Annotated in this window: 21 protein-coding genes and 2 tRNA genes; 1 reads left to right on the forward strand and 22 read right to left on the reverse strand. The window is 58.1% G+C overall.

The features are described 5' to 3' along the window. Window positions 1-58 precede the first annotated feature (58 nt). The 16 genes from HBO24_RS19790 to rlmE form a co-directional block, all read right to left on the reverse strand. A complete protein-coding gene (locus tag HBO24_RS19790; RefSeq protein ID WP_057440167.1) occupies window positions 59-406 on the reverse strand; it encodes a BON domain-containing protein in 348 nt (115 codons plus the stop codon). Window positions 407-702: 296 nt separating this feature from the next. After that, window positions 703-2,808 carry a polyribonucleotide nucleotidyltransferase gene (gene pnp / locus HBO24_RS19795; protein WP_057960656.1) on the reverse strand — a complete coding sequence of 702 codons (2,106 nt, stop codon included), beginning with the start codon at window positions 2,806-2,808 and terminating at the stop codon, window positions 703-705. 194 nt (window positions 2,809-3,002) lie between these two features. Continuing rightward, window positions 3,003-3,272, reverse strand: coding sequence for a 30S ribosomal protein S15 (gene rpsO, locus HBO24_RS19800; RefSeq protein WP_003176135.1), 270 nt, complete (start codon window positions 3,270-3,272; stop codon window positions 3,003-3,005). 115 nt (window positions 3,273-3,387) lie between these two features. Next, window positions 3,388-4,305 (reverse strand): tRNA pseudouridine(55) synthase TruB, encoded by a 918-nt coding sequence (truB, locus tag HBO24_RS19805; protein ID WP_003176136.1) that lies wholly within the window; start codon window positions 4,303-4,305, stop codon window positions 3,388-3,390. A 3-nt stretch (window positions 4,306-4,308) separates the two neighbouring features. Then, window positions 4,309-4,704: a 30S ribosome-binding factor RbfA gene (gene rbfA, locus HBO24_RS19810; RefSeq protein WP_029298974.1), complete on the reverse strand. Its 396-nt coding sequence runs from the start codon at window positions 4,702-4,704 to the stop codon at window positions 4,309-4,311. A 159-nt stretch (window positions 4,705-4,863) separates the two neighbouring features. Continuing rightward, window positions 4,864-7,389 carry a translation initiation factor IF-2 gene (gene infB / locus HBO24_RS19815; protein ID WP_057440169.1) on the reverse strand — a complete coding sequence of 842 codons (2,526 nt, stop codon included), beginning with the start codon at window positions 7,387-7,389 and terminating at the stop codon, window positions 4,864-4,866. Between the two features lie 27 nt (window positions 7,390-7,416). Further along, window positions 7,417-8,898 (reverse strand): transcription termination factor NusA, encoded by a 1,482-nt coding sequence (nusA, locus tag HBO24_RS19820; RefSeq protein WP_038445977.1) that lies wholly within the window; start codon window positions 8,896-8,898, stop codon window positions 7,417-7,419. 59 nt (window positions 8,899-8,957) lie between these two features. Continuing rightward, window positions 8,958-9,416 (reverse strand): ribosome maturation factor RimP, encoded by a 459-nt coding sequence (gene rimP / locus HBO24_RS19825; protein WP_032862957.1) that lies wholly within the window; start codon window positions 9,414-9,416, stop codon window positions 8,958-8,960. Between the two features lie 140 nt (window positions 9,417-9,556). Beyond that, window positions 9,557-9,633 (reverse strand) — tRNA-Met (locus HBO24_RS19830). A gap of 96 nt (window positions 9,634-9,729) precedes the next feature. Continuing rightward, a tRNA-Leu gene (locus HBO24_RS19835) sits at window positions 9,730-9,815 on the reverse strand. A 21-nt stretch (window positions 9,816-9,836) separates the two neighbouring features. Next, entirely contained in the window at window positions 9,837-10,220 is a 384-nt protein-coding gene (gene secG / locus HBO24_RS19840) for a preprotein translocase subunit SecG (protein ID WP_029298979.1), read from the reverse strand. A 4-nt stretch (window positions 10,221-10,224) separates the two neighbouring features. Continuing rightward, entirely contained in the window at window positions 10,225-10,980 is a 756-nt protein-coding gene (gene tpiA / locus HBO24_RS19845) for a triose-phosphate isomerase (RefSeq protein ID WP_057960657.1), read from the reverse strand. Between the two features lie 66 nt (window positions 10,981-11,046). Continuing rightward, window positions 11,047-12,384, reverse strand: a complete 1,338-nt coding sequence (glmM, locus tag HBO24_RS19850) for a phosphoglucosamine mutase (protein ID WP_057440170.1) — start codon at window positions 12,382-12,384, stop codon at window positions 11,047-11,049. Between the two features lie 16 nt (window positions 12,385-12,400). Further along, window positions 12,401-13,252 carry a dihydropteroate synthase gene (folP, locus tag HBO24_RS19855; RefSeq protein ID WP_170060139.1) on the reverse strand — a complete coding sequence of 284 codons (852 nt, stop codon included), beginning with the start codon at window positions 13,250-13,252 and terminating at the stop codon, window positions 12,401-12,403. An 8-nt stretch (window positions 13,253-13,260) separates the two neighbouring features. Further along, window positions 13,261-15,171: an ATP-dependent zinc metalloprotease FtsH gene (ftsH, locus tag HBO24_RS19860; RefSeq protein WP_029298988.1), complete on the reverse strand. Its 1,911-nt coding sequence runs from the start codon at window positions 15,169-15,171 to the stop codon at window positions 13,261-13,263. Between the two features lie 200 nt (window positions 15,172-15,371). Continuing rightward, complete coding sequence (gene rlmE, locus HBO24_RS19865) at window positions 15,372-16,022, reverse strand: 23S rRNA (uridine(2552)-2'-O)-methyltransferase RlmE (protein ID WP_038445965.1); 651 nt, start codon at window positions 16,020-16,022, stop codon at window positions 15,372-15,374. Window positions 16,023-16,127: 105 nt separating this feature from the next. On the opposite strand from rlmE, the gene HBO24_RS19870 reads away from it, so the two are divergent. Next, window positions 16,128-16,436 carry a YhbY family RNA-binding protein gene (locus HBO24_RS19870; protein ID WP_029298992.1) on the forward strand — a complete coding sequence of 103 codons (309 nt, stop codon included), beginning with the start codon at window positions 16,128-16,130 and terminating at the stop codon, window positions 16,434-16,436. Window positions 16,437-16,444: 8 nt separating this feature from the next. Here the strand turns inward: HBO24_RS19870 and HBO24_RS19875 are convergent, their stop codons facing one another. The 6 genes from HBO24_RS19875 to dnaJ all read right to left on the reverse strand — a co-directional run bounded on the left by HBO24_RS19875 (window position 16,445) and on the right by dnaJ (window position 24,015). Then, window positions 16,445-16,849 (reverse strand): MFS transporter, encoded by a 405-nt coding sequence (locus HBO24_RS19875; RefSeq protein ID WP_170060191.1) that lies wholly within the window; start codon window positions 16,847-16,849, stop codon window positions 16,445-16,447. 28 nt (window positions 16,850-16,877) lie between these two features. Continuing rightward, window positions 16,878-17,354, reverse strand: a complete 477-nt coding sequence (greA, locus tag HBO24_RS19880) for a transcription elongation factor GreA (protein ID WP_032862903.1) — start codon at window positions 17,352-17,354, stop codon at window positions 16,878-16,880. Further along, complete coding sequence (gene carB / locus HBO24_RS19885; RefSeq protein WP_057960660.1) at window positions 17,351-20,572, reverse strand: carbamoyl-phosphate synthase large subunit; 3,222 nt, start codon at window positions 20,570-20,572, stop codon at window positions 17,351-17,353. Before carB ends, greA begins: the two co-directional genes overlap by 4 nt. Window positions 20,573-20,677: 105 nt before the next feature. Further along, entirely contained in the window at window positions 20,678-21,814 is a 1,137-nt protein-coding gene (carA, locus tag HBO24_RS19890; protein WP_170060140.1) for a glutamine-hydrolyzing carbamoyl-phosphate synthase small subunit, read from the reverse strand. Between the two features lie 259 nt (window positions 21,815-22,073). Further along, entirely contained in the window at window positions 22,074-22,880 is an 807-nt protein-coding gene (gene dapB, locus HBO24_RS19895; protein WP_057440174.1) for a 4-hydroxy-tetrahydrodipicolinate reductase, read from the reverse strand. A gap of 10 nt (window positions 22,881-22,890) precedes the next feature. Beyond that, a complete protein-coding gene (gene dnaJ, locus HBO24_RS19900; RefSeq protein ID WP_057960661.1) occupies window positions 22,891-24,015 on the reverse strand; it encodes a molecular chaperone DnaJ in 1,125 nt (374 codons plus the stop codon). Window positions 24,016-24,089 lie beyond the last annotated feature (74 nt).

A 24,089-nucleotide genomic window follows, 5' to 3' on the forward strand; every position in this document is an offset into this window, starting at 1 on the left:
AGCGGATATCTGCCTCGCTCGTGGCCGCCTTGCCTAAGTCCAGTCGAGTCGTTGCACGTTACTCTGCTTTCAGGCCGTCGGCCGATACAGCTTTAACGCCTTTGATTTTCTTGGTGATGGCTACTGCCATTTCCTTTTGTGCATCAGTCACAGCAACAGTGGAGGACAGGGAGACCACACCTTTGTTGGTTTCGACTTTGATGTCGGTGCCAGGAATGCCTTTCTCGGTAACCAGGTCAGCTTTGACTTTAGTGGTGATCCAGGTATCGGTGGTCGCTTCTTTGGCCTTGGTCACTTCACCGGCGGCTACAACCATTGGAGCCTGGGAGGTTTGGGCGAACGCAACGTTAGCCATGGTCAGGGTCAGCGCGGTGGCAGTTGCAGCAGCGATAGCGAACTTCTTCATACGAGTAACTCCTGTTTTTTCGAAGGTCTGCAGCGTTTCAACGTTAATGCTGCAGGGTTACCAGTACTGTTGCAGGCGCTGTGCCAACTTTCGCATACGAATAAAAACCTTTAAATTCAATAGCTTATGTTTTTTGCCGAAATTCAGAATCGTGCAACTTGCATGAAGCCCATCGTGCCTGCATGCAAGTTGCGGCTTTTGTCCTGGGCTAAACGGCTGATTTACCTTCACTTTCCTGCAGCCCAAAAAAAAGGACTCCGAAGAGTCCTCTTTTTCAGCGTAAAGCCTGGGAGTTATTAAACGCCCGAAGCCTTGGCTGCTGCTACGTCCTTGATGGACAGCTTGATACGGCCGCGGTTGTCCACGTCCAGTACCAGCACTTCCACTTCCTGGCCTTCTTTCAGGATGTCGGTCACTTTCTCTACGCGAGCATCGCTCAGCATGGAGATGTGAACCAGACCGTCCTTGCCCGGCAGGATGTTGACGAACGCGCCGAAGTCGACGATGCGCTCAACCTTACCGACGTAGATCTTGCCGATCTCGGCTTCAGCGGTGATGCCCAGGACGCGCTGGCGTGCAGCTTCAGCCGCTTCCTTGGTTTCGCCGAAGATCTTGATCGAACCGTCGTCTTCGATGTCGATCGAAGCCTTGGTTTCTTCACAGATCGCACGGATGGTCGCGCCGCCTTTACCGATGACATCACGGATTTTGTCGGTGTCGATTTTCATCGCGATCATGGTCGGAGCATTTTCCGACAGCTCGGTGCGGGACTGACCAATGATCTGGTTCATCTGGCCGAGGATGTTCAGGCGCGCTTCCAGGGCTTGGCCCAGAGCGATTTCCATGATTTCTTCGGTGATGCCCTTGATCTTGATGTCCATCTGCAGCGCGGTAACACCTTTGGCGGTACCGGCTACTTTGAAGTCCATGTCGCCGAGGTGGTCTTCGTCACCCAGGATGTCGGTCAGGACGGCGAACTTCTCGCCTTCTTTAACCAGACCCATGGCGATACCGGCAACTGGCGCCTTCATCGGCACACCAGCGTCCATCAATGCCAGGGAAGCACCGCAAACGGAAGCCATGGAGCTGGAACCGTTGGACTCGGTGATTTCCGACACCACACGAATGGTGTACGGGAACACGTCGGCGGCAGGCAGCATGGCTGCAATCGAACGACGGGCCAAGCGGCCGTGACCGATTTCGCGGCGACCAGCACCACCCATGCGACCACACTCACCTACCGAGAACGGAGGGAAGTTGTAGTGAAGCATGAACGGGTCTTTTTTCTCGCCTTCCAGGGTGTCCAGCAGTTGTGCGTCACGGGCAGTACCCAGAGTCGCGACTACCAGGGCCTGGGTTTCACCACGGGTGAACAGGGCCGAACCGTGGGTCTTCGGCAGAACGCCGACTTCAATATTCAGCGGACGTACGGTGCGGGTGTCGCGACCGTCAATACGTGGCTTGCCGTTAACGATATTTTCGCGAACGGTGCGGTATTCGATTTCGCCGAAGGCTGCTTTGACTTCGCTGGAAGAAGGCTGGCCTTCTTCACCGGACAGCTTGGCAACAACCTGGTCCTTCAGTTCACCCAGGCGAGCGTAACGGTCGGCCTTGATGGTGATGGTGTAGGCGTCGGAGATCGCAGCACCGAACTCGGAGCGGATAGCGCCCAGCAGCTCAGTGGCTTCTGGCTGAGGAGCCCAGGTCCAGGTCGGCTTGGCGGCTTCGGCAGCCAGTTCTTTAACAGCGTTGATCACAACCTGGAACTCGTCGTGAGCAAACAGTACAGCGCCCAGCATCTGGTCTTCGGTCAGCTCTTTGGCTTCCGATTCAACCATCAACACGGCTTCCGAAGTACCGGCAACGACCATGTCCAGGCTCGAAGCTTTCTGTTGTTCGTAAGTTGGGTTCAGCAGGTAGCCGGTGCTTTCGTGGAAAGCAACGCGAGCTGCGCCGATCGGGCCATCGAAAGGAATACCGGAGATGGCCAGGGCAGCCGAGGTGCCGATCATCGCAGCGATGTCCGGATCGGTCTTCTTGCTGGTGGAAACGACGGTGCAGACAACCTGCACTTCGTTCATGAAGCCTTCTGGGAACAGCGGACGGATCGGACGGTCGATCAGTCGGGAAGTCAGGGTTTCTTTCTCGGAAGGACGGCCTTCGCGCTTGAAGAAACCACCAGGGATCTTACCGGCAGCGTAAGTCTTTTCCTGGTAGTGAACGGAAAGAGGGAAGAAGCCTTTGCTTGGGTCAGCGGTCTTGGCGCCTACAACGGTTACCAATACGGTAACGTCGTCGTCAACGGTGACCAGCACTGCGCCGGAGGCTTGACGGGCAATACGGCCTGTCTCGAGGGTAACGGTCGACTGACCGAACTGGAATTTTTTGATTACCGGGTTCACGGTGTCCTACCTTCTTTGTGGCTCTTGGGGAACTTGTCTTCTTGCGAAATTCTTGGGCAATGTCGGGAATCGGCCCAACCCTTGTCCAGGGTAAAACGTGTATCCAGATAAAACTTGAGGCTGGGAGCCTGCCATGGGCCAGCGGGAAACCCACTGACACACGGCAAACAACCAACCTCTAGCGCAATCGCTGATTAGCGACGCAGACCCAGGCGACCGATCAGAGCCTGGTAACGGCCCAGATCCTTGCCTTTCAGGTAGTCCAGCAGCTTACGGCGCTGGTTTACCATGCGGATCAGACCACGACGGGAGTGGTGATCTTTACCGTTGGCCTTGAAGTGACCCTGCAGCTTGTTGATGTTGTGGGTCAGCAGTGCAACTTGCACTTCTGGCGAACCAGTGTCACCAACAGCTTGCTGATAGTCAGCTACGATTTGTGCTTTTTCTTGAACGTCGAGAGCCATGAGGCAATCCTTTTTTCAGGAAACCACCCAAAGGGCAGTTTCAACAGGCCAGGGACAAATCCCTGTATCTAAAAATGAGTGTTGACCGTGCCTGTTAACAGCCACACTCGTTCGGTCATTCTGACCGAATCAGCCGACGCGGCGCGATGCGCCCGTCTTCGCTCACCTCACCGATACCGATAAAGCGACCGTTATGATCTTGTACCCGCACCATGCCGAACTTCGGAGCATCCGGTGCGCGGACCGGCTGGCCGTTGAGCCAGTAGAACGCGCTGTGTTCCGAGAAGTGCAGCAATGGCCAATCCAGCAAACCGCTGTCCGATGGCATCAGGAAGCGATCAACAGCTTCATTGCCGCCTTCGGCATGTACAGCTTCCAACTCTTCCAACGTGACCGTCTGGGCCAGGGTGAAAGGGCCAGCCTGGGTGCGTCGCAGTTCTGCAACGTACGCGCCGCAACCGAGCTGTTCACCAATATCTTCCACCAGGGTACGGATATAGGTGCCTTTGCTGCAGTCCACGGCCAAGCGGGCGGTGTCGCCTTCACAGGCGAGCAATTCCAAGCGCGCAATAGTAACAGAACGCGGTTCACGCTCCACTACTTCGCCCGCACGTGCCAGCTTGTAAAGAGGCTGGCCATCACGCTTGAGAGCCGAGTACATCGGCGGTATCTGACTGATTTGCCCACGAAAAGCGGGTAAGGCAGCCTCGATATCTGCACGACCAACGGTCACGTCGCGAACCTGCAGAACATCACCTTCGGCGTCTGCCGTGGTGGTGGTCTTGCCCAGTTGCATAAGGGTTTCGTAACCCTTGTCCGAATCGAGCAGGTATTGCGAGAACTTGGTGGCCTCGCCAAAGCACAATGGCAACACGCCAGTAGCCAGGGGGTCGAGGCTACCAGTGTGCCCGGCCTTTTCGGCATTGAGCAGCCAGCGGACCTTCTGCAACGCCGCATTGGAGGTAAAACCAATGGGCTTGTCGAGCAGGATGATGCCGCTGACGTTACGACGGATACGTTTGACCTGAGCCACCGCTTACTCCTTGGCGTCTTCAGGTGTGGACGGATGCTGATTGTCTTCAGCCACGGCGCGCTCGATCAGGGCCGACAGGTGCGCACCACGCACGACGCTTTCGTCGTAGTGGAAGTGCAACTGGGGCACGCTGCGCAGCTTCATCTCACGGGCCAACTGCATACGCAGGAAACCTGCAGCGGAGTTGAGCACCTTGATGCTTTGCGCGATTTCTTCGCTGTTGTCCTGACCCATCACGGTGATGAAGATCTTGGCGTGACCGACGTCACGGCTCACTTCAACAGCGGTGATGGTGACCAGGCCAACGCGCGGGTCTTTGACTTCGCGACGGATCAGTTGGGCCAGCTCGCGCTGCATCTGATCGCCGATACGTTGGGTACGGCTGTATTCTTTTGCCATGTCTTGTTACCTGTTACTGCCACACGGTGAAACCCGTGGGGTCTGAAAGCGGCAAACGCCCGGCCTGACAAAAGCCAGACCGGGCGTTGCGTTTAGAGTCCGGACACTGCGCGGGGCATTTGCATGCCCACACGCGGCGTGGCTCCTGAAGTGCGCGAGTTAGAGGCTGCGAGCAACCTGAACCTTCTCGTAGACTTCGATCTTGTCGCCAGGCTTGACGTCGTTGTAGCTCTTGACACCAATACCGCACTCCATGCCGGCACGTACTTCGGAAGCGTCATCCTTGAAGCGGCGCAGGGATTCCAGCTCGCCTTCGAAGATAACGATGTCTTCACGCAGTACACGGATTGGACGGTTACGGTGCACAGTACCTTCGATAACCATGCAACCGGCGATCGCGCCAAACTTCGGCGAACGGAACACGTCACGGACTTCGGCGACACCCAGGATATTTTCCCGAACGTCACTGCCAAGCATGCCGGTGAGGGCTTTCTTGACGTCTTCGATGATGTCGTAGATGACGTTGTAGTAACGCATGTCCAGGCCTTCCTGCTCGACGATCTTCCGTGCGCCAGCATCGGCACGCACGTTGAAGCCGAACAGTACAGCGTTGGAAGCCAGTGCCAGGTTGGCGTCGGATTCGGTGATACCACCGACACCGCCACCGACAACACGCACTTGCACTTCGTCGTTACCCAGGCCGTTCAAGGCGCCGTTCAACGCTTCGAGGGAACCACGGACGTCAGATTTGAGGACGATGTTAAGCGTCTTCTTCTCTTCCTGGCCCATGTTCTCGAAGATGTTTTCCAGCTTGCCGGCGTGAGCACGGGCCAGCTTGACTTCGCGGAACTTGCCTTGACGGAACAGAGCCACTTCACGGGCTTTCTTCTCGTCGGCAACTACGCTCATCTCGTCGCCAGCGTCCGGGGTACCGTCCAGGCCGAGAATCTCGACAGGGATGGCTGGACCGGCTTCCTTGATTGGCTTGCCGTTCTCGTCGAGCATGGCACGTACACGGCCGTAGTTCGAACCGACCAGCACCATGTCGCCTTGGCGCAGGGTACCGTCTTGAACCAGAACGGTCGCAACCGGGCCACGGCCCTTGTCGAGGCGGGATTCAACCACAACACCACGGCCAGGAGCCGATGGGGTAGCGGTCAGTTCCAGGACCTCGGCTTGCAACAGGACTGCTTCGAGCAGTTCGTCAACGCCGGTACCCATCTTCGCCGAGACCGGTACGAATGGAGTGTCGCCACCCCACTCTTCGGAAGTCACGCCATGAACCGACAGTTCGCTACGGATGCGATCGAGATCAGCGCCCGGCTTGTCGATTTTGTTCACGGCAACCACCAGCGGCACGCCAGCTGCTTTAGCATGCTGAACAGCTTCGATGGTTTGCGGCATCACGCCGTCGTCCGCTGCAACCACCAGGATCACGATGTCGGTCGCCTTGGCACCACGGGCACGCATGGCGGTAAACGCGGCGTGACCAGGGGTGTCGAGGAACGTCACCATGCCACGGTCGGTTTCAACGTGGTAGGCACCGATGTGCTGGGTAATGCCGCCGGCTTCGCCCGCTGCAACCTTGGCACGACGGATGTAGTCGAGCAGGGAAGTCTTACCGTGGTCAACGTGGCCCATGACGGTCACGACTGGAGCACGGGAAACCGCTTCACCTTCAAACTTCAGGGACTCGGCCAGGGAATCTTCCAGGGCGGTGTCGCTGACCAGGGTCACTTTGTGGCCCAGCTCTTCAGCAACCAGTTGGGCAGTTTCCTGGTCCAGTACCTGGTTGATGGTGGCTGGAGTACCCAGCTTGAACATGAACTTGATGATTTCAGCAGCCTTGACCGACATCTGCTGAGCGAGATCGCCAACAGTGATGGTCTCGCCGATCTTCACTTCACGCACGACAGGGCCGGTTGGGCTCTGGAAACCGTGGGCGTTGCGTTTCTTCAGCTTGGCCTTGCCGCGACCACCACGACGGAAGCCATCGCTTTCTTCGTCGGTAGTACGTGGGGCAACGCGCGGAGCAGGCGCTTTCTCTTTGACCGAAGCACGATGTGGAGCGTTTTTACGCTCGCCATCGCCACCGCCGCTACGACGATTGTTATCGTCGGCACGTGGTTTGTCCGGACGACGAGGTTCGTCGCGCTTGCGAGCGTCAGCAGCAGGCGCTGGTGCAGCGGCAACCGGAGCGGCCTCACGCACAGCTTCTACAGGCGCGCTAGGCGCAGCGACTGCGTCAGTACCAGCAGGTTGCGCAGCAGCAGGCTGGCGACGCGCTTCTTCTTCGGCGCGACGCTTGGCTTCTTCTTCAGCCTTCTGACGTGCAGCATTTTCTACTGCGCGACGTTCATCCATCTCGCGTTTGCGCTCGGCTTCGATTTCTTCCGGGCTGCGCTGTACGAAGACTTTCTTCTTACGCACTTCAACGCTGATGCTCTTGCTACCAGCCACCCGCAGGGTGCTGGTTGTTTTGCGCTGCAATGTAATCTTGCGCGGTTCTTCCACTTTCGCCTTGTGGCTGCTTTTCAAGTGAGTCAGCAACGATTGCTTCTCACTGTCGCTCACATGTTCCTCGGCGGCGGTGTGCGGCAGACCTGCCTCACGCATCTGCTGCAACAGGCGCTCTACCGGTGTTTTGACCTCATCGGCCAGTTGTTTCACCGTGACTTGCGTCATGCACTTCTCTCCTCAGGCCGCGCCTAATTACTCGAACCAATGGGCTCGGGCGGCCATGATCAACTTGCCGGCACGATCATCGTCAATGCCGTCGATGTCGAGCAGGTCGTCAATAGACTGCTCGGCCAGGTCTTCGCGGGTAATTACGCCGCGCACCGCCAGTTCCATCGCCAAATCCTTGTCCATACCCTCAAGCGAGAGCAGGTCTTCGGCCGGATGGGCGTCTGCCAGCTTTTCCTCAGTAGCGATGGCTTTAGTCAACAAGCGATCCTTGGCCCGAGCGCGAAGCTCGTTGACGGTGTCTTCGTCAAAGCCGTCGATGTTGAGCATTTCCTCCACCGGTACGTAGGCAATCTCTTCCAGGCTGGTAAAGCCTTCATCTACCAGCACCTGTGCCAGATCTTCGTCGACTTCCAGCTCGTCGATGAAGTTGCGCAGGATGTCGCCGGTTTCTGCTTGCTGCTTAGCCTGGATGTCCGATTCGGTCATGACGTTCAGGGTCCAGCCAGTCAACTGGCTGGCCAGACGCACGTTCTGACCACCGCGACCGATGGCCTGGGCCAGATTGTCTGCGCCAACGGCGATGTCCATTGCATGGGCATCCTCGTCAACAATAATTGCCGCGACTTCAGCCGGGGACATGGCGTTGATCACGAACTGCGCCGGGTTATCGTCCCACAGCACGATATCCACACGCTCACCGCCCAATTCGCCCGACACTGCCTGGACGCGCGAACCGCGCATACCAATGCAAGCACCCTGCGGGTCGATGCGTTTGTCCTTGGAGCGGACCGCGATCTTGGCGCGCGAACCTGGGTCGCGGGACGCAGCCATGACTTCGATCAGGCCTTCGGCAATTTCCGGCACTTCGATACGGAACAGCTCGATCAACATTTCCGGCGCGGTACGCGACAGGATCAGTTGAGGGCCACGGTTCTCAGTGCGGATTTCCTTGAGCAGCGCACGCAAACGCACGCCGACACGGAAGGTTTCGCGGGAAATGATGTCTTCACGGGCCAGCAACGCTTCAGCATTGTTACCCAGATCGACGATCACGTTGTCGCGGGTCACTTTCTTCACGGTGCCGGAGATGATTTCCCCCAGGCGCTCGCGATAGGCGTCAACGACTTGAGCGCGCTCGGCTTCACGGACCTTTTGCACAATGACTTGCTTGGCAGTCTGTGCAGCGATGCGGCCGAACTCGATGGACTCGATCTTTTCCTCGACGACGTCACCCACCTGGGCGCCCGGATGCGTTTGCGCAACCTTGCTTGGCCAGGTTTCGATGGCCGGATCATCAAGATCGGCTTCTTCAACGACTGTCCAGCGACGGAAAGTCTCATAAGCTCCGGTGTGGCGATTGATTTCCACACGCAGATCAACTTCGTCTTCAAAACGCTTTTTGGTAGCAGTGGCCAGGGCCAACTCCAGCGCTTCAAAAATCACGTTAGCCGGTACGCCCTTTTCATTGGATACCGACTCAACAACCAGCAGTACTTCTTTGCTCATCGTACGCCTCGCCTTTCGCAAGCCATTGGATCCGCGGGATCCGCAGTTTCTGGCACGTCTCAGTCAAAACTGGGAATAATGTTGGCCTTGTCGATCATATCGATCGGCAACAGGAACTCGTGGTCTTCTACCTGCACCACTACATCCTGTTCTTCTACACCGCGCAGAAGGCCCTGAAAGTTGCGTCGCCCTTCGAAAGGGGATCGCAGCTTGATCTTCACTTGTTCACCGACATATTTAGCAAACTGCTCAATAGTGAACAGTGGGCGTTCCATGCCTGGCGAGGAAACTTCGAGGGTGTATTCAACGGCGATCGGATCTTCAACATCCAGGACACCGCTGATCTGACGGCTGACGATGGCACAATCGTCCACCAGCACACCGCCCTCTTTATCGATATAAACGCGCAACATTGAGTGGCGACCTTGAGCCGAAAACTCAATACCCCAGCATTCATAGCCTAGGGCCACGACCACCGGGGCCAGCAAGGCCTGCAACTCTTCTAGCTTGCTCGACACCTGAACCCCCTCGTGCATGTATGTGCATGCTGTGCAAAATAAAAAAATGGGCGAAACGCCCATCCTTGAAACGCCGTCGAACAGCGGCGTTGAAAGTGTCCAGCTAACAAAAAGCCCCTTAAAAGGGGCTCCGCTAAAACTGGTTGCGGGGGCCGGATTTGAACCGACGACCTTCGGGTTATGAGCCCGACGAGCTACCAGACTGCTCCACCCCGCGACAAAGCTGGGGCGGAAGTATACGACCGATCCCTTACAGGGTCAATGTAACCTTCCACCTACAAGAAAGCCCGCAACAGCGGGCTCTCCTGATAATTGGTACCGAGAAGGGGACTCGAACCCCTACACCCTATGGGCACAACCACCTCAAGGTTGCGTGTCTACCAATTCCACCACCTCGGCAATACAGCGTTTACAACCTTCTTACTTCTGCTCTTGAGCTGGAGGCACGTCAGTCGCTGGAGTAGCCGACTTTTGCTCTTGAAGCACCGGGACATCATCAGAAGCCGGTTTTGCTTTTGGAACTTCCAACACTGCTGGATCTGGTAAACCTGCTTGAGTCAGCACATGAGCTTTCTCTTTAGCAAAGTAACCTAACCCCAGACTGGTTATGAAGAAACCGGCGGCAAGTATAGCAGTAAACTTACTAAGAAAGGTAGAGGAACCTTGGCTTCCGAACACAGTATTTGAAGCACCTGCCCCGAAAGACGCACCAGCGTCCGCACCTTTACCCTGTTGCAGCAATACCAGGGCAACAACGCCCAGTGCACCCAACAGATGAAAAACGACTACGACTGTTTCCAGCATTTTCTCAGTTTCCCGCGGCGCGACAAATCGCACCGAACTCATCTGCATTCAGGGAAGCTCCACCAATGAGCCCCCCATCGATATCCGGCATGCCGAACAGTTCGACCGCATTGGCCGCCTTCACGCTGCCGCCGTATAGAAGCCGCACACCTTGTGCGACCTCAGAATTCTCTGCCGCCAACTGCGCGCGGATGGCTGCGTGCACATCCTGCGCCTGTTGCGGTGTAGCAGTCAGCCCGGTGCCAATGGCCCAGACCGGCTCGTAAGCAATCACTGCCTTTGCAAACGCACCAACACCCAGCTCCTCGATGATGCTGCCCAGCTGACGCGAGACAACTTCAAGAGTTTTGCCCGATTCACGCTGCTCAAGGGTCTCCCCTATGCACAACACCGGAATCAAGCCACAAGCCTGTGCTGCTGCGAACTTGCGATTGAGTATCCCATCACGTTCGCCCATCATCTGACGGCGCTCGGAGTGCCCAACAAGCACATAGGAACAACCCGCATCCACCAGCTGACTCGGTGCAATCTCACCGGTCAACGCACCCTGCATGGCTTCCACCGCAGAATTCTGCGCGCCGACCTGGATCGACTTGCCTTTCAAGCCATCAACCACTTGGTTGATATGCAAGCAAGGCGGGAATACCGCGATATCAACACCGCTCGGCAGGGCCAGGTGACGAAGGCCATTGACCAGCTCAGCGACACTGGCGCGGGTACCGTGCATCTTCCAGTTACCAGCTACCATAGTGCGACGCATGCTGTACCTCGTCGGTCAAAGTGGGCGCAGATGTTACCCAACCACATCAACACTGGCAAGCCGAATTCAGGCGCAAACTTCAGTTACCAGTTTTGCCAGCTCTTCGGCGTAGCCGCGAACCTGTGTTTCATCATCGCCTTCGACCATCACACGCACCAAAGGCTCGGTCCCCGACTTGCGCAACAAGACCCGACCACGCCCCGCCATAGCGACGGTTACGCGCTCACAGGCTTCCTTGATCGCCGGGTGCTCGATAGGGTTTTCGCCGCCCGAAAAACGCACATTGAGCAGCACCTGCGGGCACTTGCGCAGTGCCTGGCGCGCCAGGGCCAGGCTTTCGTCACGCCGACGCAGGGCCAACAGCACCTGCAGCGCCGCGATGATCGCATCCCCGGTAGTGGTGTGCTGGAAGCACACGACATGCCCCGAATTCTCGCCACCTACCAGCCAGTTGCGCTCCAGCAGCTCGGCAATCACGTAGCGGTCGCCCACATTGGCCCGCACGAACGGGATCCCCAGGTCTGCCAGGGCCAGCTCCAGCCCCAGATTACTCATCAGGGTACCGACCACACCACCTTGCAGCTTGTTACGCTCATGCAGGTCGCGGGCAATGATGAACAGCAGGTCGTCACCGTCGACGATGGCGCCGGTATGATCGACCATCAACACGCGGTCACCGTCGCCATCGAAGGCAATACCCAGGTCCGCGTGCTCGGCCAATACCGCTGCCTGCAATTGACCCATATGGGTCGAACCACAGTTATCGTTGATGTTCAGGCCGTTGGGCTGGGCCGACAGCACTGTAACCTCGGCACCCAACTCCTTGAATACACTGGGAGCAACCTTGTAGGTTGCACCATGGGCACAGTCGATGACCACCTTGAGCCCGGCAAAATTGGTGCTGGTAGGCACGCTGCTTTTGCAAAACTCGATATAACGGCCAGACGCATCGTTAATCCGTGAAACCTTGCCCAGCTTGCTCGATTCGACGACGGTCATCGGCGCATCCAGCAACTCTTCAATCATGTGCTCGATCGCGTCCGGCAGCTTGGTGCCCTGGCCCGAGAAGAACTTGATGCCATTGTCATCATGGGGATTGTGCGAGGCACTGATCACAATACCGGCTTCAGCGTGAAAGGTACGCGTCAGATAAGCGATCGCCGGCGTAGGCATCGGCCCCAGCAACATCACATCTGCCCCGGCGGCAGACAGGCCCGCCTCGAGTGCAGACTCGAACATATAGCCAGAAATCCGCGTATCCTTACCCACCAGGATGCGGCATGCCCCCATGCTGCGGAAGGCCATCCCGGCCGCCCAGCCCAGCTTGAGCATAAAGTCCGGAGTGATCGGGAATTCGCCGACCCGACCACGAATACCGTCGGTGCCAAAATATTTCTTTGTCATAAGTGCTCCATCATTCTTATTCGGCTGATTCTACTGCTTCGATCATCCGTACAACGTCAACTGTCTCGGCCACATCGTGCACCCGCAGAATACGCGCGCCCTTGGCCACAGCAAGCGCCGCCAGGGCCAGGCCGCCGTACAGACGCTCACCCACAGGGCGATTCAAGGCCATGCCTATCATGCTCTTGCGCGACACCCCAACCAACAGGGGGCGACCAAGGGCATGCAGCGATTCCATATGTTTGAACAGGCTCAGATTGTGCTGCAGGGTTTTGGCAAAACCAAACCCGGGATCGAGAATGATCCGCTCAGGGGCAATTCCCACAGCGGCGCATTGGGCAATGCGATCGACAAGAAATTCCGTCACTTCTTCGACCAGGTGATCATAGTGCGGCGCGTCCTGCATCGTCCCGGGCTCGCCGAGCATATGCATCAGACAGACAGGCAACCCGGTGGCCGCCGCCGCATCCAGCGCGCCGTCGCGCTGCAGCGAGCGCACGTCATTGATCAGTCCGGCCCCGAGCCGCGCGGTTTCGCGCATGACCGCCGGGGTCGAGGTGTCCACCGAAATAATGACATCCAGTTCGCGGTGAATACGCTCGACAATCGGCGCAACACGCTCCATTTCCTCCACAGGGGAAACAGCACGCGCGCCAGGCCGGGTTGATTCGCCCCCCACATCAATAATGGTCGCACCCGCAGCTACCATTGCCGCTGCATGGCGCAACGCCGCATCCAGCTGGCTGAAGCGACCACCATCGGAAAAGGAATCAGGGGTTACATTGAGAATGCCCATAACATGCGTATGGGCCAAATCAAGAACCCGGCTGCCGCAAGGCAACCGGGTGGAGGACAACACAGAAGTCATTTCAAGCCTTAAAGGTCGGCAGCCGGGCCGCCGATTGGGTTTTCCGGGCGTTCGTTCTGTACCACTGGCGGTGTGCCTGAAGTACCCGAACCACCTTCCCAATCACGAGGCTCGCGAGGCGTACGACCAGCCATGATGTCGTCGATCTGCTCGGCATCAATGGTCTCGTACTTCATCAGGGCATCGGCCATGGCGTCGAGCTTGTCACGGTTATCGGTGAGGATCTGCTTGGCCGTGCCGTAGCACTGGTCAATGATGCTGCGCACTTCAGAGTCGATCAGCTTGGCAGTCTCGCCGGAGAAGCTGGCACTTTGACCGCCACCACCACGACCCAGGAACACTTCGCCTTCTTCCTCGGCATACATCAGCGGGCCGAGTTTTTCGGACAGGCCCCACTTGGTAACCATATTCCGGGCAATCTGGCTGGCACGCATGATGTCGTTGGAAGCGCCGGTGGTCACACCGTCAAAGCCCAAGGTCATCTCTTCAGCGATACGACCGCCGTACAGCGAGCAGATCTGACTGATCAGAGCGCGCTTGGAGAGACTGTAACGATCCTCTTCCGGCAGGAACATGGTGACACCCAGTGCCCGGCCGCGAGGAATGATCGACACTTTGTAGACCGGGTCGTGCTCAGGCACAACGCGACCGACAATGGCGTGACCAGCCTCGTGATAAGCGGTGTTCTGCTTCTCTTTCTCGGACATGACCATGGATTTGCGCTCGGCACCCATCATGATCTTGTCTTTGGCCAGCTCGAATTCTTTCATCTCGACAATGCGCTTGCCGGTACGGGCAGCGAACAGCGAGGCCTCGTTCACCAGGTTGGCCAGGTCGGCACCGGAGAAACCAGGGGTACCGCGAGCAATCACGCCTGGAGCGACGTCGTCGCCCATTGGCACTTTGCGCATGTGGACCTTGAGAATCTGCTCGCGGCCACGGATATCTGGCAAGCCAACCACAACCTGACGGTCGAAACGGCCCGGACGCAGCAGCGCCGGGTCAAGTACGTCAGGACGGTTGGTGGCGGCAATCACGATGATGCCGTCATTCATTTCAAAGCCGTCCATCTCGACCAGCAACTGGTTGAGGGTCTGCTCACGCTCGTCATGACCACCGCCCATGCCAGCACCACGATGGCGACCAACAGCGTCGATTTCGTCGATGAAGATGATGCATGGCGCGTGCTTCTTGGCCTGCTCGAACATGTCACGCACACGGCTGGCGCCCACACCGACGAACATCTCGACGAAGTCGGAACCGGAAATGGTGAAGAACGGCACCTTGGCTTCGCCGGCAATAGCCTTGGCGAGCAGGGTTTTACCGGTACCCGGAGGACCGACCATCAGTACACCGCGAGGAATACGGCCACCCAGGCGCTGGAATTTGCCCGGATCGCGCAGGAACTCGACCAACTCGCCAACTTCTTCCTTGGCTTCGTCGCAACCGGCAACGTCAGCCAGGGTGGTTTTTACCTGGTCTTCGGAAAGCAGGCGGGCCTTGCTCTTGCCGAAGCTCATCGGTCCGCCCTTGCCCCCTGCGCCGCCTTGCATCTGGCGCATGAAGAACATGAACACGGCGATAATCACCAGGATCGGGAAGCTGGCCACCAGGAGCTGGGTCCAGATGCTCTGCTGCTCAGGCTGCTTGCCCTCAACGACCACCTTGTTGTCCACCAGGTCGCCGATCAGACCATTGTCCTGGATCGCCGGACGGATGGTCTTGAAGCTGTCGCCATCGTTGCGCTTGCCAGTGATCACGTAGCCATCAACCGCTACGCGCTCGACCTTGCCATCCTTAACTTGCTGGATGAAGTCGGAATAGTTGAGGGTCTGCGGCTCGTTAGGGCTGGAGAAGTTGTTCATCACCGTCACCAGGACAGCCGCGATGATCAACCACAGGATCAGATTCTTTGCCATATCGTTCAATTAACTACCCTCTGAAGCAAGCTCCGCTACTGGCGCGCGCTTCGCATGATATTCACCGGCCTAACTTACTACATTACCTACAACTCTGGCAGGCGCCGTCTGTAACCCTTTGTGAAACTTTGACTACACAATATTCGTAAAGCTTCGTGACGAAAGCGATATAAAAATACCTATCGACTCCCTTAAAACCTTTAAAGACGCTCATCACTGGCAGCGCCTTCGACACCGCGATAGCCGCGGCCCAGCAAATACTGCTCGCGAGACCTGTCCCTCGAGGAGTCAGGCTTGCGGGTCTGCACCTTGTCGAACAGCTTGCGCATGTTCTTGTGGTACTCGTCAAAACCTTCCCCAAGGAAGACCTTGACCAGAAAATCACCACCCGGACGCAGAACCCTTCCTGCCAGATCCAGTGCCAATTCGCACAGGAACATGGCGCGTGGCATATCCACGGCTGGTAATCCACTCATATTGGGGGCCATATCCGAAATCACAAGGTCTACCTGCGAATTTCCGACAGCCTCGAGGATCTGTGCCAATACATCATCACGGGTAAAGTCGCCATGGACGAAGGTCACATCAGGGATGCTATCCATTTCCAGGATATCGGAAGCGATCAAACGGCCTTGCCCACCAATCAGACGACTGGTCACCTGGGACCAGCCACCGGGGGCTGCGCCGAGATCAATTACGCTCATGCCGGGACGGATCAACCGGTCCTTTTCCTGGATCTCCAGCAGCTTGTAGCTGGCCCGGGAACGGTAGCCATCCTTTTGCGCCTTTTTTACGTAAGGATCGTTGAAATGCTCTTTAAGCCAGTTAAGGCTAGTTTTGGAACGGGCCACGGGCCACCTCGAAAATAAAACGGGTCGTGATTAACTGGGCGGTCCCGGACTCGCTCGGGTAAACTGGCCGCCGCTTTTTACAAGATCAGACGCAGGGGTCAGATTATGCCGCTCACTCAAGAGCAGAAGAAACAGTACAAATCCATTGGCCACCATCTGAAACCAGTTTTGATTGTGGCCGACAACGGTTTGACTGAAGGTGTGTTAGCCGAACTTGAACGCGCATTAGGCGATCACGAGCTGATCAAGATCAAGGTCAACATCCTTGATCGCGAAGCGCGCCTGGCCGCCATTGCAGAACTGTGCAAGGTGGGCAAAGCGGACCTGGTTCAGGTCATCGGCAAGATGGCGCTGCTGTATCGCAAGAATTTCAGCGCCAACAAGCAACTGTCGAACGTTCATCGCTTCAAATGATGCAAGGGTCACGGGCGCGCTTCGCGCGCCCTGCCACTCCATCCCGGCGCAGGCTGCACCACCAGCACCAAGCCAGAAAACCCTAGCACAAGATAGCTGAACAGCTGCCAGCGCAACGCTTCCGGCAGCAATATGCGCACCACGCAATACATTGCGCACGCATACAGCGCCATCAACAGCAGTTGCCCGCGCATATCCCGCCACAAACTCCCCAAGCCCTCGGCCTTGACCAGCACCAATGCCTGGAGAATCACGCACGCCGCCGCAAATCCCACCAGCAGCGCACTCAATAATCCGCCGATCTCATCGATCAGCAACGGCGCCAGGCCAATCATGCCCAGCACCGGCAATACACCAAGATGCAGCAGCCATAGCCCGCCAACCCAAAGCATCTGGGCAAACTGCCAAAGCATGGCGCCCGCTCGAAGCGGGCGCCGTTTTTCAGATGTGACGAACTTCGACAATCTCGTACTCGATCACGCCACCGGGCGTCTTGACGGCCACCACATCACCCTCTTCCTTGGCAATCAAGGCGCGGGCCAGGGGCGAACCGACGGAGATCTTGCCGAGCTTGAAGTCAGCCTCGTCCTCACCCACGATGTGGTAAGTCACGCTTTCATCCGTCTCGACGTTGGCGATTTCTACAGTCGTGCCGAAAATCACCTTGCCGGTCTTGGGAATAGTCGTGACATCAATGATGACCGCATTCTGCATGCGCCCTTCGATATCACGGATCCGCGCCTCGACCATCCCCTGCTGCTCACGGGCAGCATGGTATTCGGCGTTTTCCTTCAAGTCGCCCAGCTCACGGGCCGTACCGATGTCCTGGCTCAGCTTTGGACGTACGACCTTGGTCAGATGGGCGTGCTCCTCTTCCAGGGCCTTGGCGCCCTGGACAGTCATTGGGTATTTGATCATGCCTTCAATCCTGCGTGTAAATCCTGCAAGCGACGCACGGTCTTTTCCGGACCGAACTTGAGCGCTTCACAGATGGCTTCGCCAGCAGCAATGGTGGTGGTGCAGTAGATCTTGTGCTGCAAGGCGTTACGACGAATGGAGTAGGAATCCGCGATCGACTGGCGACCTTCGGTGGTGTTGATGATCAGGGTGACTTCGTCATTCTTGATCATATCGACCACGTGCGGACGACCTTCCGTTACCTTGTTCACGCGACGCACTTTCAGGCCAGCGGCTTCAATCAGCTTGGCGGTCCCGGCGGTGGCCACGACTTCGAAGCCCAAGTTGATCAGATCACGGGCCACGCCTGCAACCAGCGGCTTGTCATCATCACGCACGCTGATAAACGCAGTACCGCCGGTCGGCAGCACTTCGCTGGCGCCCATCTGGGCCTTGGCGAATGCTTCGCCGAAGGTATCGCCCACGCCCATCACTTCACCGGTGGACTTCATCTCTGGGCCCAGGATCGGGTCCACACCAGGGAATTTGGCGAATGGGAATACCGCCTCTTTCACGCTGTAGAAGTTCGGAATGATTTCCTTGGTGAAGCCGATTTCCTTCAAGGTCTTACCGGCCATGACACGGGCGGCAATCATCGCCAGGGACACACCGATGCACTTGGAAACAAACGGCACGGTACGCGAAGCACGCGGGTTGACTTCGATGACGTAGATGTCTTCGCCTTGCAGCGCCAACTGTACGTTCATCAGGCCGACCACGCCCAGTTCCAGGGCCATTTTCTTGACCTGCTCGCGCATCTCGTCCTGGATGTGCAGCGGCAGCGAGTACGGCGGCAGGGAGCACGCGGAGTCACCGGAGTGAACACCCGCCTGCTCGATGTGCTGCATGATCGCGCCGATCACCACGTCGGTACCGTCGCAGACCGCATCCACGTCCATCTCGATGGCGCAGTTGAGGAAGTGGTCCAGCAGCACCGGGCTGTCGTTGGACACTTTCACCGCATCACGCAGGTAACGCTTGAGTTCTTCTTCTTCGTAGACGATTTCCATCGCCCGGCCGCCCAGCACGTAGGACGGACGCACCACCAACGGGTAGCCGATCTTGCTGGCTGCACGGATGGCTTCGTCTTCGCTGCGCACGGTCGCGTTTGGCGGCTGGCGCAGGTTCAGGCGCTCGACCATTTGCTGGAAGCGCTCACGGTCTTCGGCACGGTCGATGGCGTCAGGGCTGGTACCGATGATCGGCACGCCAGCCGCTTCCAGGGCACGCGCCAGTTTCAGCGGGGTTTGCCCGCCGTACTGCACGATCACGCCTTTTGGCTTCTCGACGCGACAGATTTCCAGCACGTCTTCCAGCGTTACCGGCTCGAAGTACAGGCGGTCGGAAGTGTCGTAGTCAGTGGAAACAGTTTCCGGGTTGCAGTTGACCATGATGGTCTCGTACCCGTCTTCGCGCAGGGCGAGGGCGGCGTGTACGCAGCAGTAGTCGAACTCGATGCCCTGACCGATACGGTTTGGACCGCCGCCCAGGATGATGATCTTGTCGCGGCCCGACGGCGCGGCTTCGCACTCTTCCTCGTAGGTGGAGTACAGGTACGCGGTGTCGGTGGCGAACTCTGCGGCGCAAGTGTCAACACGCTTGTAGACCGGGAAGATGTCCAGTTTGTGGCGGTGGGTGCGCAGGTTTTTCTCGGTCACGCCCAGCAGTTTGGCCAGACGCTGGTCGGAGAAGCCTTTGCGCTTGAGACGGAACATCAGGTCGCGGTCGATAGAGGAAAGACCCAGGGTCTTGACCTTCTCTTCTTCCTTGATCAGATCTTCGATCTGCACGAGGAACCACGGATCAATCATGTTCATGCCGAAGATGTCTTCGACGGTCATGCCCGCGCGGAAGGCGTCAGCCACGTACCAGATACGCTCGGCGCCCGGCACGGTCAGCTCGCGCTTGAGGATGCTCATGCTTTCCGGGTTGCTCAGGTCGAGCTTCTCGTCCAGACCGCAAACGCCAACTTCCAGGCCACGCAGAGCTTTCTGCAGGGACTCCTGGAATGTCCGGCCAATGGCCATGACTTCACCGACCGACTTCATCTGGGTGGTCAGGCGGGCGTCGGCTTTCGGGAACTTCTCGAAAGCGAAGCGTGGCAGCTTAGTAACTACGTAGTCGATCGACGGCTCGAAGGACGCCGGCGTAGCGCCGCCAGTGATTTCGTTTTGCAGCTCGTCCAAGGTGTAACCGATCGCCAGCTTGGCAGCGATGCGCGCAATCGGGAAGCCGGTAGCTTTTGATGCCAGCGCCGAAGAACGCGACACACGCGGGTTCATCTCGATCACGACCATACGGCCTGTGTTCGGGCAAATACCGAACTGAACGTTGGAACCACCGGTTTCAACGCCGATCTCACGCAGTACCGCCAACGAGGCGTTACGCATGATCTGGTATTCCTTGTCCGTCAGGGTTTGCGCAGGAGCAACGGTGATCGAGTCACCGGTGTGCACACCCATCGGGTCGAAGTTTTCGATCGAGCAGACGATGATGCAGTTGTCCTTTTTATCGCGGACAACTTCCATCTCGTACTCTTTCCAGCCGATCAGGGATTCGTCGATCAGCAGCTCTTTGGTCGGCGACAGATCCAGGCCGCGGGCGCAGATTTCTTCGAACTCTTCACGGTTGTAAGCGATACCGCCGCCGGTGCCGCCCATGGTGAAGGACGGCCGGATAATGCACGGGAAGCCGAGCTTTTCGAGAACCGCGTTGGCCTCTTCCATGCTGTGGGCGATACCCGAGCGCGGGCAATCAAGACCGATAGACTTCATGGCCTTGTCGAAACGCGAACGGTCTTCAGCCTTGTCGATGGTGTCGGCATTGGCGCCGATCATCTCTACGCCGAACTTTTCCAGGACGCCTTCGCGCTCCAGGTCCAGGGCGCAGTTCAGTGCAGTCTGGCCACCCATGGTCGGCAGCAGTGCGTCCGGACGCTCTTTCTCGATGATCTTGGCAACGGTCTGCCACTTGATCGGTTCGATGTAGGTGGCGTCGGCCATGTCCGGGTCGGTCATGATGGTGGCCGGGTTGGAGTTCACCAGGATGACGCGGTAACCCTCTTCGCGCAGGGCCTTGCAGGCCTGGGCGCCGGAGTAGTCGAATTCGCAGGCCTGGCCGATCACGATCGGGCCAGCGCCGAGAATCAGGATGCTTTTTATGTCTGTACGTTTTGGCATGGGTTTGTCACTCAAATCCGCAGGTCAGTCGGCAAGCCGTCTTGAACAATCTTTGAAGAGCCTGCGGGGGCCACCGAGAGTCGGGGCCGCCCGCAAGCCACTCAGTCAGCGTCGCTTGGCCATCTCATTGATGAAACGGTCGAACAGCGGCGCTACGTCGTTCGGGCCCGGGCTCGCTTCAGGGTGGCCCTGGAAGCTGAACGCGCTCTTATCGGTGCGCTCGATACCCTGCAGGGAACCGTCGAACAGCGACTTGTGAATGGCACGCACGTTGGCCGGCAAGGTGGCTTCATCCACCGCAAAACCGTGGTTCTGGCTGGTGATCATCACGACACCGGTGTCCAGGTCTTGTACCGGGTGGTTGGCACCGTGATGGCCGTGGCCCATTTTCAGGGTCTTGGCGCCGGAGGCCAGGGCCAGCAACTGGTGGCCGAGGCAGATACCGAATACCGGGATCTCGGTGTCCAGCACTTCCTTGATGGCCTTGATCGCGTAGTCGCATGGCTCAGGGTCACCCGGGCCGTTGGACAGGAACACGCCATCCGGTTGCAGGGCCAACACATCGCTGGCCGGGGTCTGGGCCGGGACCACGGTCACACGGCAACCGCGCTCGACCAGCATGCGCAGAATGTTGTACTTGATGCCGTAGTCGTAGGCCACGACGTGATACGGCAGCTCAGTCGCTTCGATGGTCGCGTGACTGTCGGTCTTCAAGTCCCAGACAGTGGAGCGCCACTCGTACTTCTCTTTGGTGCTGACGACTTTCGCCAGGTCCATGCCTTTAAGGCCAGGGAAGCCCTGCGCTGCAGCAATTGCCGCTTCTTCGGAAATATTGTCACCGGCCATGATGCAGCCGTTCTGCGAGCCTTTTTCACGCAGGATGCGTGTCAGGCGGCGCGTATCGATACCGGCGATCGCCACAACATTGTTGGCTTTCAGGTAATCGGACAGCGACATCGTGTTACGCCAGTTGCTCGCAACCAGTGGCAGGTCACGAATCACCAGACCGGCCGACCAGACACGATCAGACTCGACGTCTTCCGGTGTAGTACCGGTGTTGCCGATATGCGGATAAGTCAGGGTAACGATCTGTTGGGCGTAGGAAGGATCGGTAAGGATTTCCTGATAGCCGGTCATGGCGGTGTTGAACACCACCTCTCCAACGGTCTGACCGTCGGCTCCAATGGCTTCGCCGCGAAAAATGCTGCCATCAGCAAGGGCGAGTATGGCTGGCTTAGTCAAGAAGACCTCCCGTAAATAAAGCCTGAAAGGGCGATCGCAGGTTGCAAAAAAGCGGAGTGACGTATGGACACGTCACCCCGCTTCTTCACTGAATTATTCTGCGCGCTTTTAGTGGACACACTAAAGCTGTAGCTTACAGAAAAAGGCTTTTTGGGTCCACCGCTAATGAGCCGAAAAGGCAGGAGAATGCGACAGGACGTCGCTTAGCGGGTAAAAACGGGGCCCTAGAGTAATCCTCCGGGCCCGTTTTTGCTACTGATTAACGCAGATCCAGCACGTCTTGCATGTCGTAGAGACCCGCTTCGCGGCCCTCCAGCCACAATGCGGCACGCACCGCGCCCTTGGCGAAGGTCATGCGACTGGAAGCCTTATGGGTAATCTCCAGGCGTTCACCTTCGGCAGCAAACAGCACCGTATGGTCACCCACCACATCACCACCGCGCACGGTGGCAAAGCCAATGGTTTCACGCTCGCGCGCCCCGGTATGACCTTCGCGACCATATACCGCAACCTTCGACAGATCACGCCCCAAGGCATCGGCAATCACTTCGCCCATGCGCATGGCAGTGCCCGATGGCGCATCGACCTTGTGCCGGTGATGCGCCTCGATGATCTCGATATCCGCGTCATCACCCAACACCCTTGCCGCCATGTCGAGCAACTTCAGCGACAGGTTGACGCCCACACTGAAGTTGGCGGCAAACACGATAGGAATGTCCTTGCCTGCCGCGACGAGCAATTGCTTTTGCTCGGCATTCAGGCCCGTGGTACCGATAACCATGGCTTTGCCCGCCTTGCGGCAGAACGCCAGGTTTTTCAGCATCACTTCGGGCAGGGTGAAGTCGATCAATACATCGAACTCATCAGCCACCTGCTCCAGGCTGCCGGACAATGACACACCGATCCGCCCCAGGGAGGCCAGCTCGCCAACATCGGCGCCTATCAGCGTACTGCCGGGGCGTACGATCGCCGCAGTCAGCCCCGACAGAGGCGAGCGCTGCTGCACCGCCTCCACCAGATTCTTGCCCATGCGCCCGGCGGCGCCCATCACTGCTATACGTCGCATATCCACGTCCTTACAGGTCGCCGAAGAAGCGCTTCACGCCTTCGAACCAGCCAGCGGTCTTGGGCGAATGGGAGCCATCACCGGCCAGCGAACCGCGCAGCTCTTCGAGCAACTCACGCTGACGACGATCCAGGTTGACCGGCGTCTCGACAGCCACACGGCACATCAAGTCGCCCGCACCACCGCCGCGCACCGGCGCTACACCTTTGCCACGGATCCGGAACTGCTTGCCGGTCTGAGTCCCCTCGGGGATCTTCAGCTTGACCCGCCCTTCGAGGGTCGGAATCTCCAGCTCGCCACCCAGGGCCGCGTCGACAAAACTGATCGGCACTTCGCAGAACAGGTGCTTGCCGTCACGCTGGAAGATAGCGTGCTCGCGCACATTGATCACCACGTACAGATCGCCCGTCGGACCACCCTGCGCGCCCGCCTCGCCCTCGCCCGACAACCGGATACGGTCGCCAGTATCAACACCGGCCGGCACTTTCACCGACAGGGTCTTGTACTCTTCGACGCGCCCTTCGCCGTGGCAAGAATCGCACGGATCGGAAATGATCTTGCCCTGGCCATGGCAGCGCGGGCAGGTTTGCTGCACCGAGAAGAAACCCTGCTGCATGCGCACCTGGCCAATACCGCCACAGGTCGGGCAGGTGATCGGCGAGGAGCCTTTCTTGGCGCCCGAACCGTCACACGGCTTGCAGTTGACCAGCGTCGGCACGCGGATATTGACGCTGGTGCCGCGCACGGCTTCTTCCAGGTTCAGTTCCAGGGTGTAGCGCAAGTCGCTGCCACGCTGGGCACCGCCGCGCTGACCACCACGACCGCCGCCGAAGAAGTCGCTGAATACATCGCCGAAGATATCGGAGAAGTTCTGCCCGCCAAAGCCAGCCCCGCCGCCGCCCATGCTTGGATCGACACCGGCATGGCCATACTGGTCGTAGGCTGCACGCTTGTTCGGATCACACAGGCATTCGTAGGCCTCATTGGCCTCTTTAAACATTTCTTCGGATTCTTTGTTATCCGGATTACGGTCCGGGTGGTGCTTCATCGCCAGGCGACGGTAAGCCTTCTTCAGGTCCGCCTCGCTGGAACCGCGCTCCACACCCAATACTTCGTAATAGTCACGCTTTGCCATAAGTCTTTGCACTCTTAAGGACGTCCGGCAAAACCCTCCTGAGCCTGCCAAACTCGTTGAGCCCCAATACAGGC

This window comes from Pseudomonas sp. WS 5410 (assembly GCF_012985645.1).
In the GTDB taxonomy this organism is placed as follows: Bacteria; Pseudomonadota; Gammaproteobacteria; order Pseudomonadales; family Pseudomonadaceae; genus Aquipseudomonas; species Aquipseudomonas shahriarae.

Excerpts from the sequence above, each read along its gene's own strand:
- folP (WP_170060139.1), bottom strand. The coding sequence starts at position 13,252 with ATGACTTCTGTGTTGTCCTCCACCCGGTTGCCTTGCGGCAGCCGGGTT.
- HBO24_RS19870 (WP_029298992.1), top strand. The coding sequence starts at position 16,128 with ATGCCGCTCACTCAAGAGCAGAAGAAACAGTACAAATCCATTGGCCAC.
- tpiA (WP_057960657.1), bottom strand. The coding sequence starts at position 10,980 with ATGCGTCGCACTATGGTAGCTGGTAACTGGAAGATGCACGGTACCCGC.
- rpsO (WP_003176135.1), bottom strand. The coding sequence starts at position 3,272 with ATGGCTCTCGACGTTCAAGAAAAAGCACAAATCGTAGCTGACTATCAG.
- secG (WP_029298979.1), bottom strand. The coding sequence starts at position 10,220 with ATGCTGGAAACAGTCGTAGTCGTTTTTCATCTGTTGGGTGCACTGGGC.
- carB (WP_057960660.1), bottom strand. The coding sequence starts at position 20,572 with ATGCCAAAACGTACAGACATAAAAAGCATCCTGATTCTCGGCGCTGGC.
- dnaJ (WP_057960661.1), bottom strand. The coding sequence starts at position 24,015 with ATGGCAAAGCGTGACTATTACGAAGTATTGGGTGTGGAGCGCGGTTCC.
- greA (WP_032862903.1), bottom strand. The coding sequence starts at position 17,354 with ATGATCAAATACCCAATGACTGTCCAGGGCGCCAAGGCCCTGGAAGAG.
- rbfA (WP_029298974.1), bottom strand. The coding sequence starts at position 4,704 with ATGGCAAAAGAATACAGCCGTACCCAACGTATCGGCGATCAGATGCAG.
- HBO24_RS19875 (WP_170060191.1), bottom strand. The coding sequence starts at position 16,849 with ATGCTTTGGCAGTTTGCCCAGATGCTTTGGGTTGGCGGGCTATGGCTG.
- nusA (WP_038445977.1), bottom strand. The coding sequence starts at position 8,898 with ATGAGCAAAGAAGTACTGCTGGTTGTTGAGTCGGTATCCAATGAAAAG.
- glmM (WP_057440170.1), bottom strand. The coding sequence starts at position 12,384 with ATGACAAAGAAATATTTTGGCACCGACGGTATTCGTGGTCGGGTCGGC.
- HBO24_RS19790 (WP_057440167.1), bottom strand. The coding sequence starts at position 406 with ATGAAGAAGTTCGCTATCGCTGCTGCAACTGCCACCGCGCTGACCCTG.
- ftsH (WP_029298988.1), bottom strand. The coding sequence starts at position 15,171 with ATGGCAAAGAATCTGATCCTGTGGTTGATCATCGCGGCTGTCCTGGTG.
- dapB (WP_057440174.1), bottom strand. The coding sequence starts at position 22,880 with ATGCGACGTATAGCAGTGATGGGCGCCGCCGGGCGCATGGGCAAGAAT.
- infB (WP_057440169.1), bottom strand. The coding sequence starts at position 7,389 with ATGACGCAAGTCACGGTGAAACAACTGGCCGATGAGGTCAAAACACCG.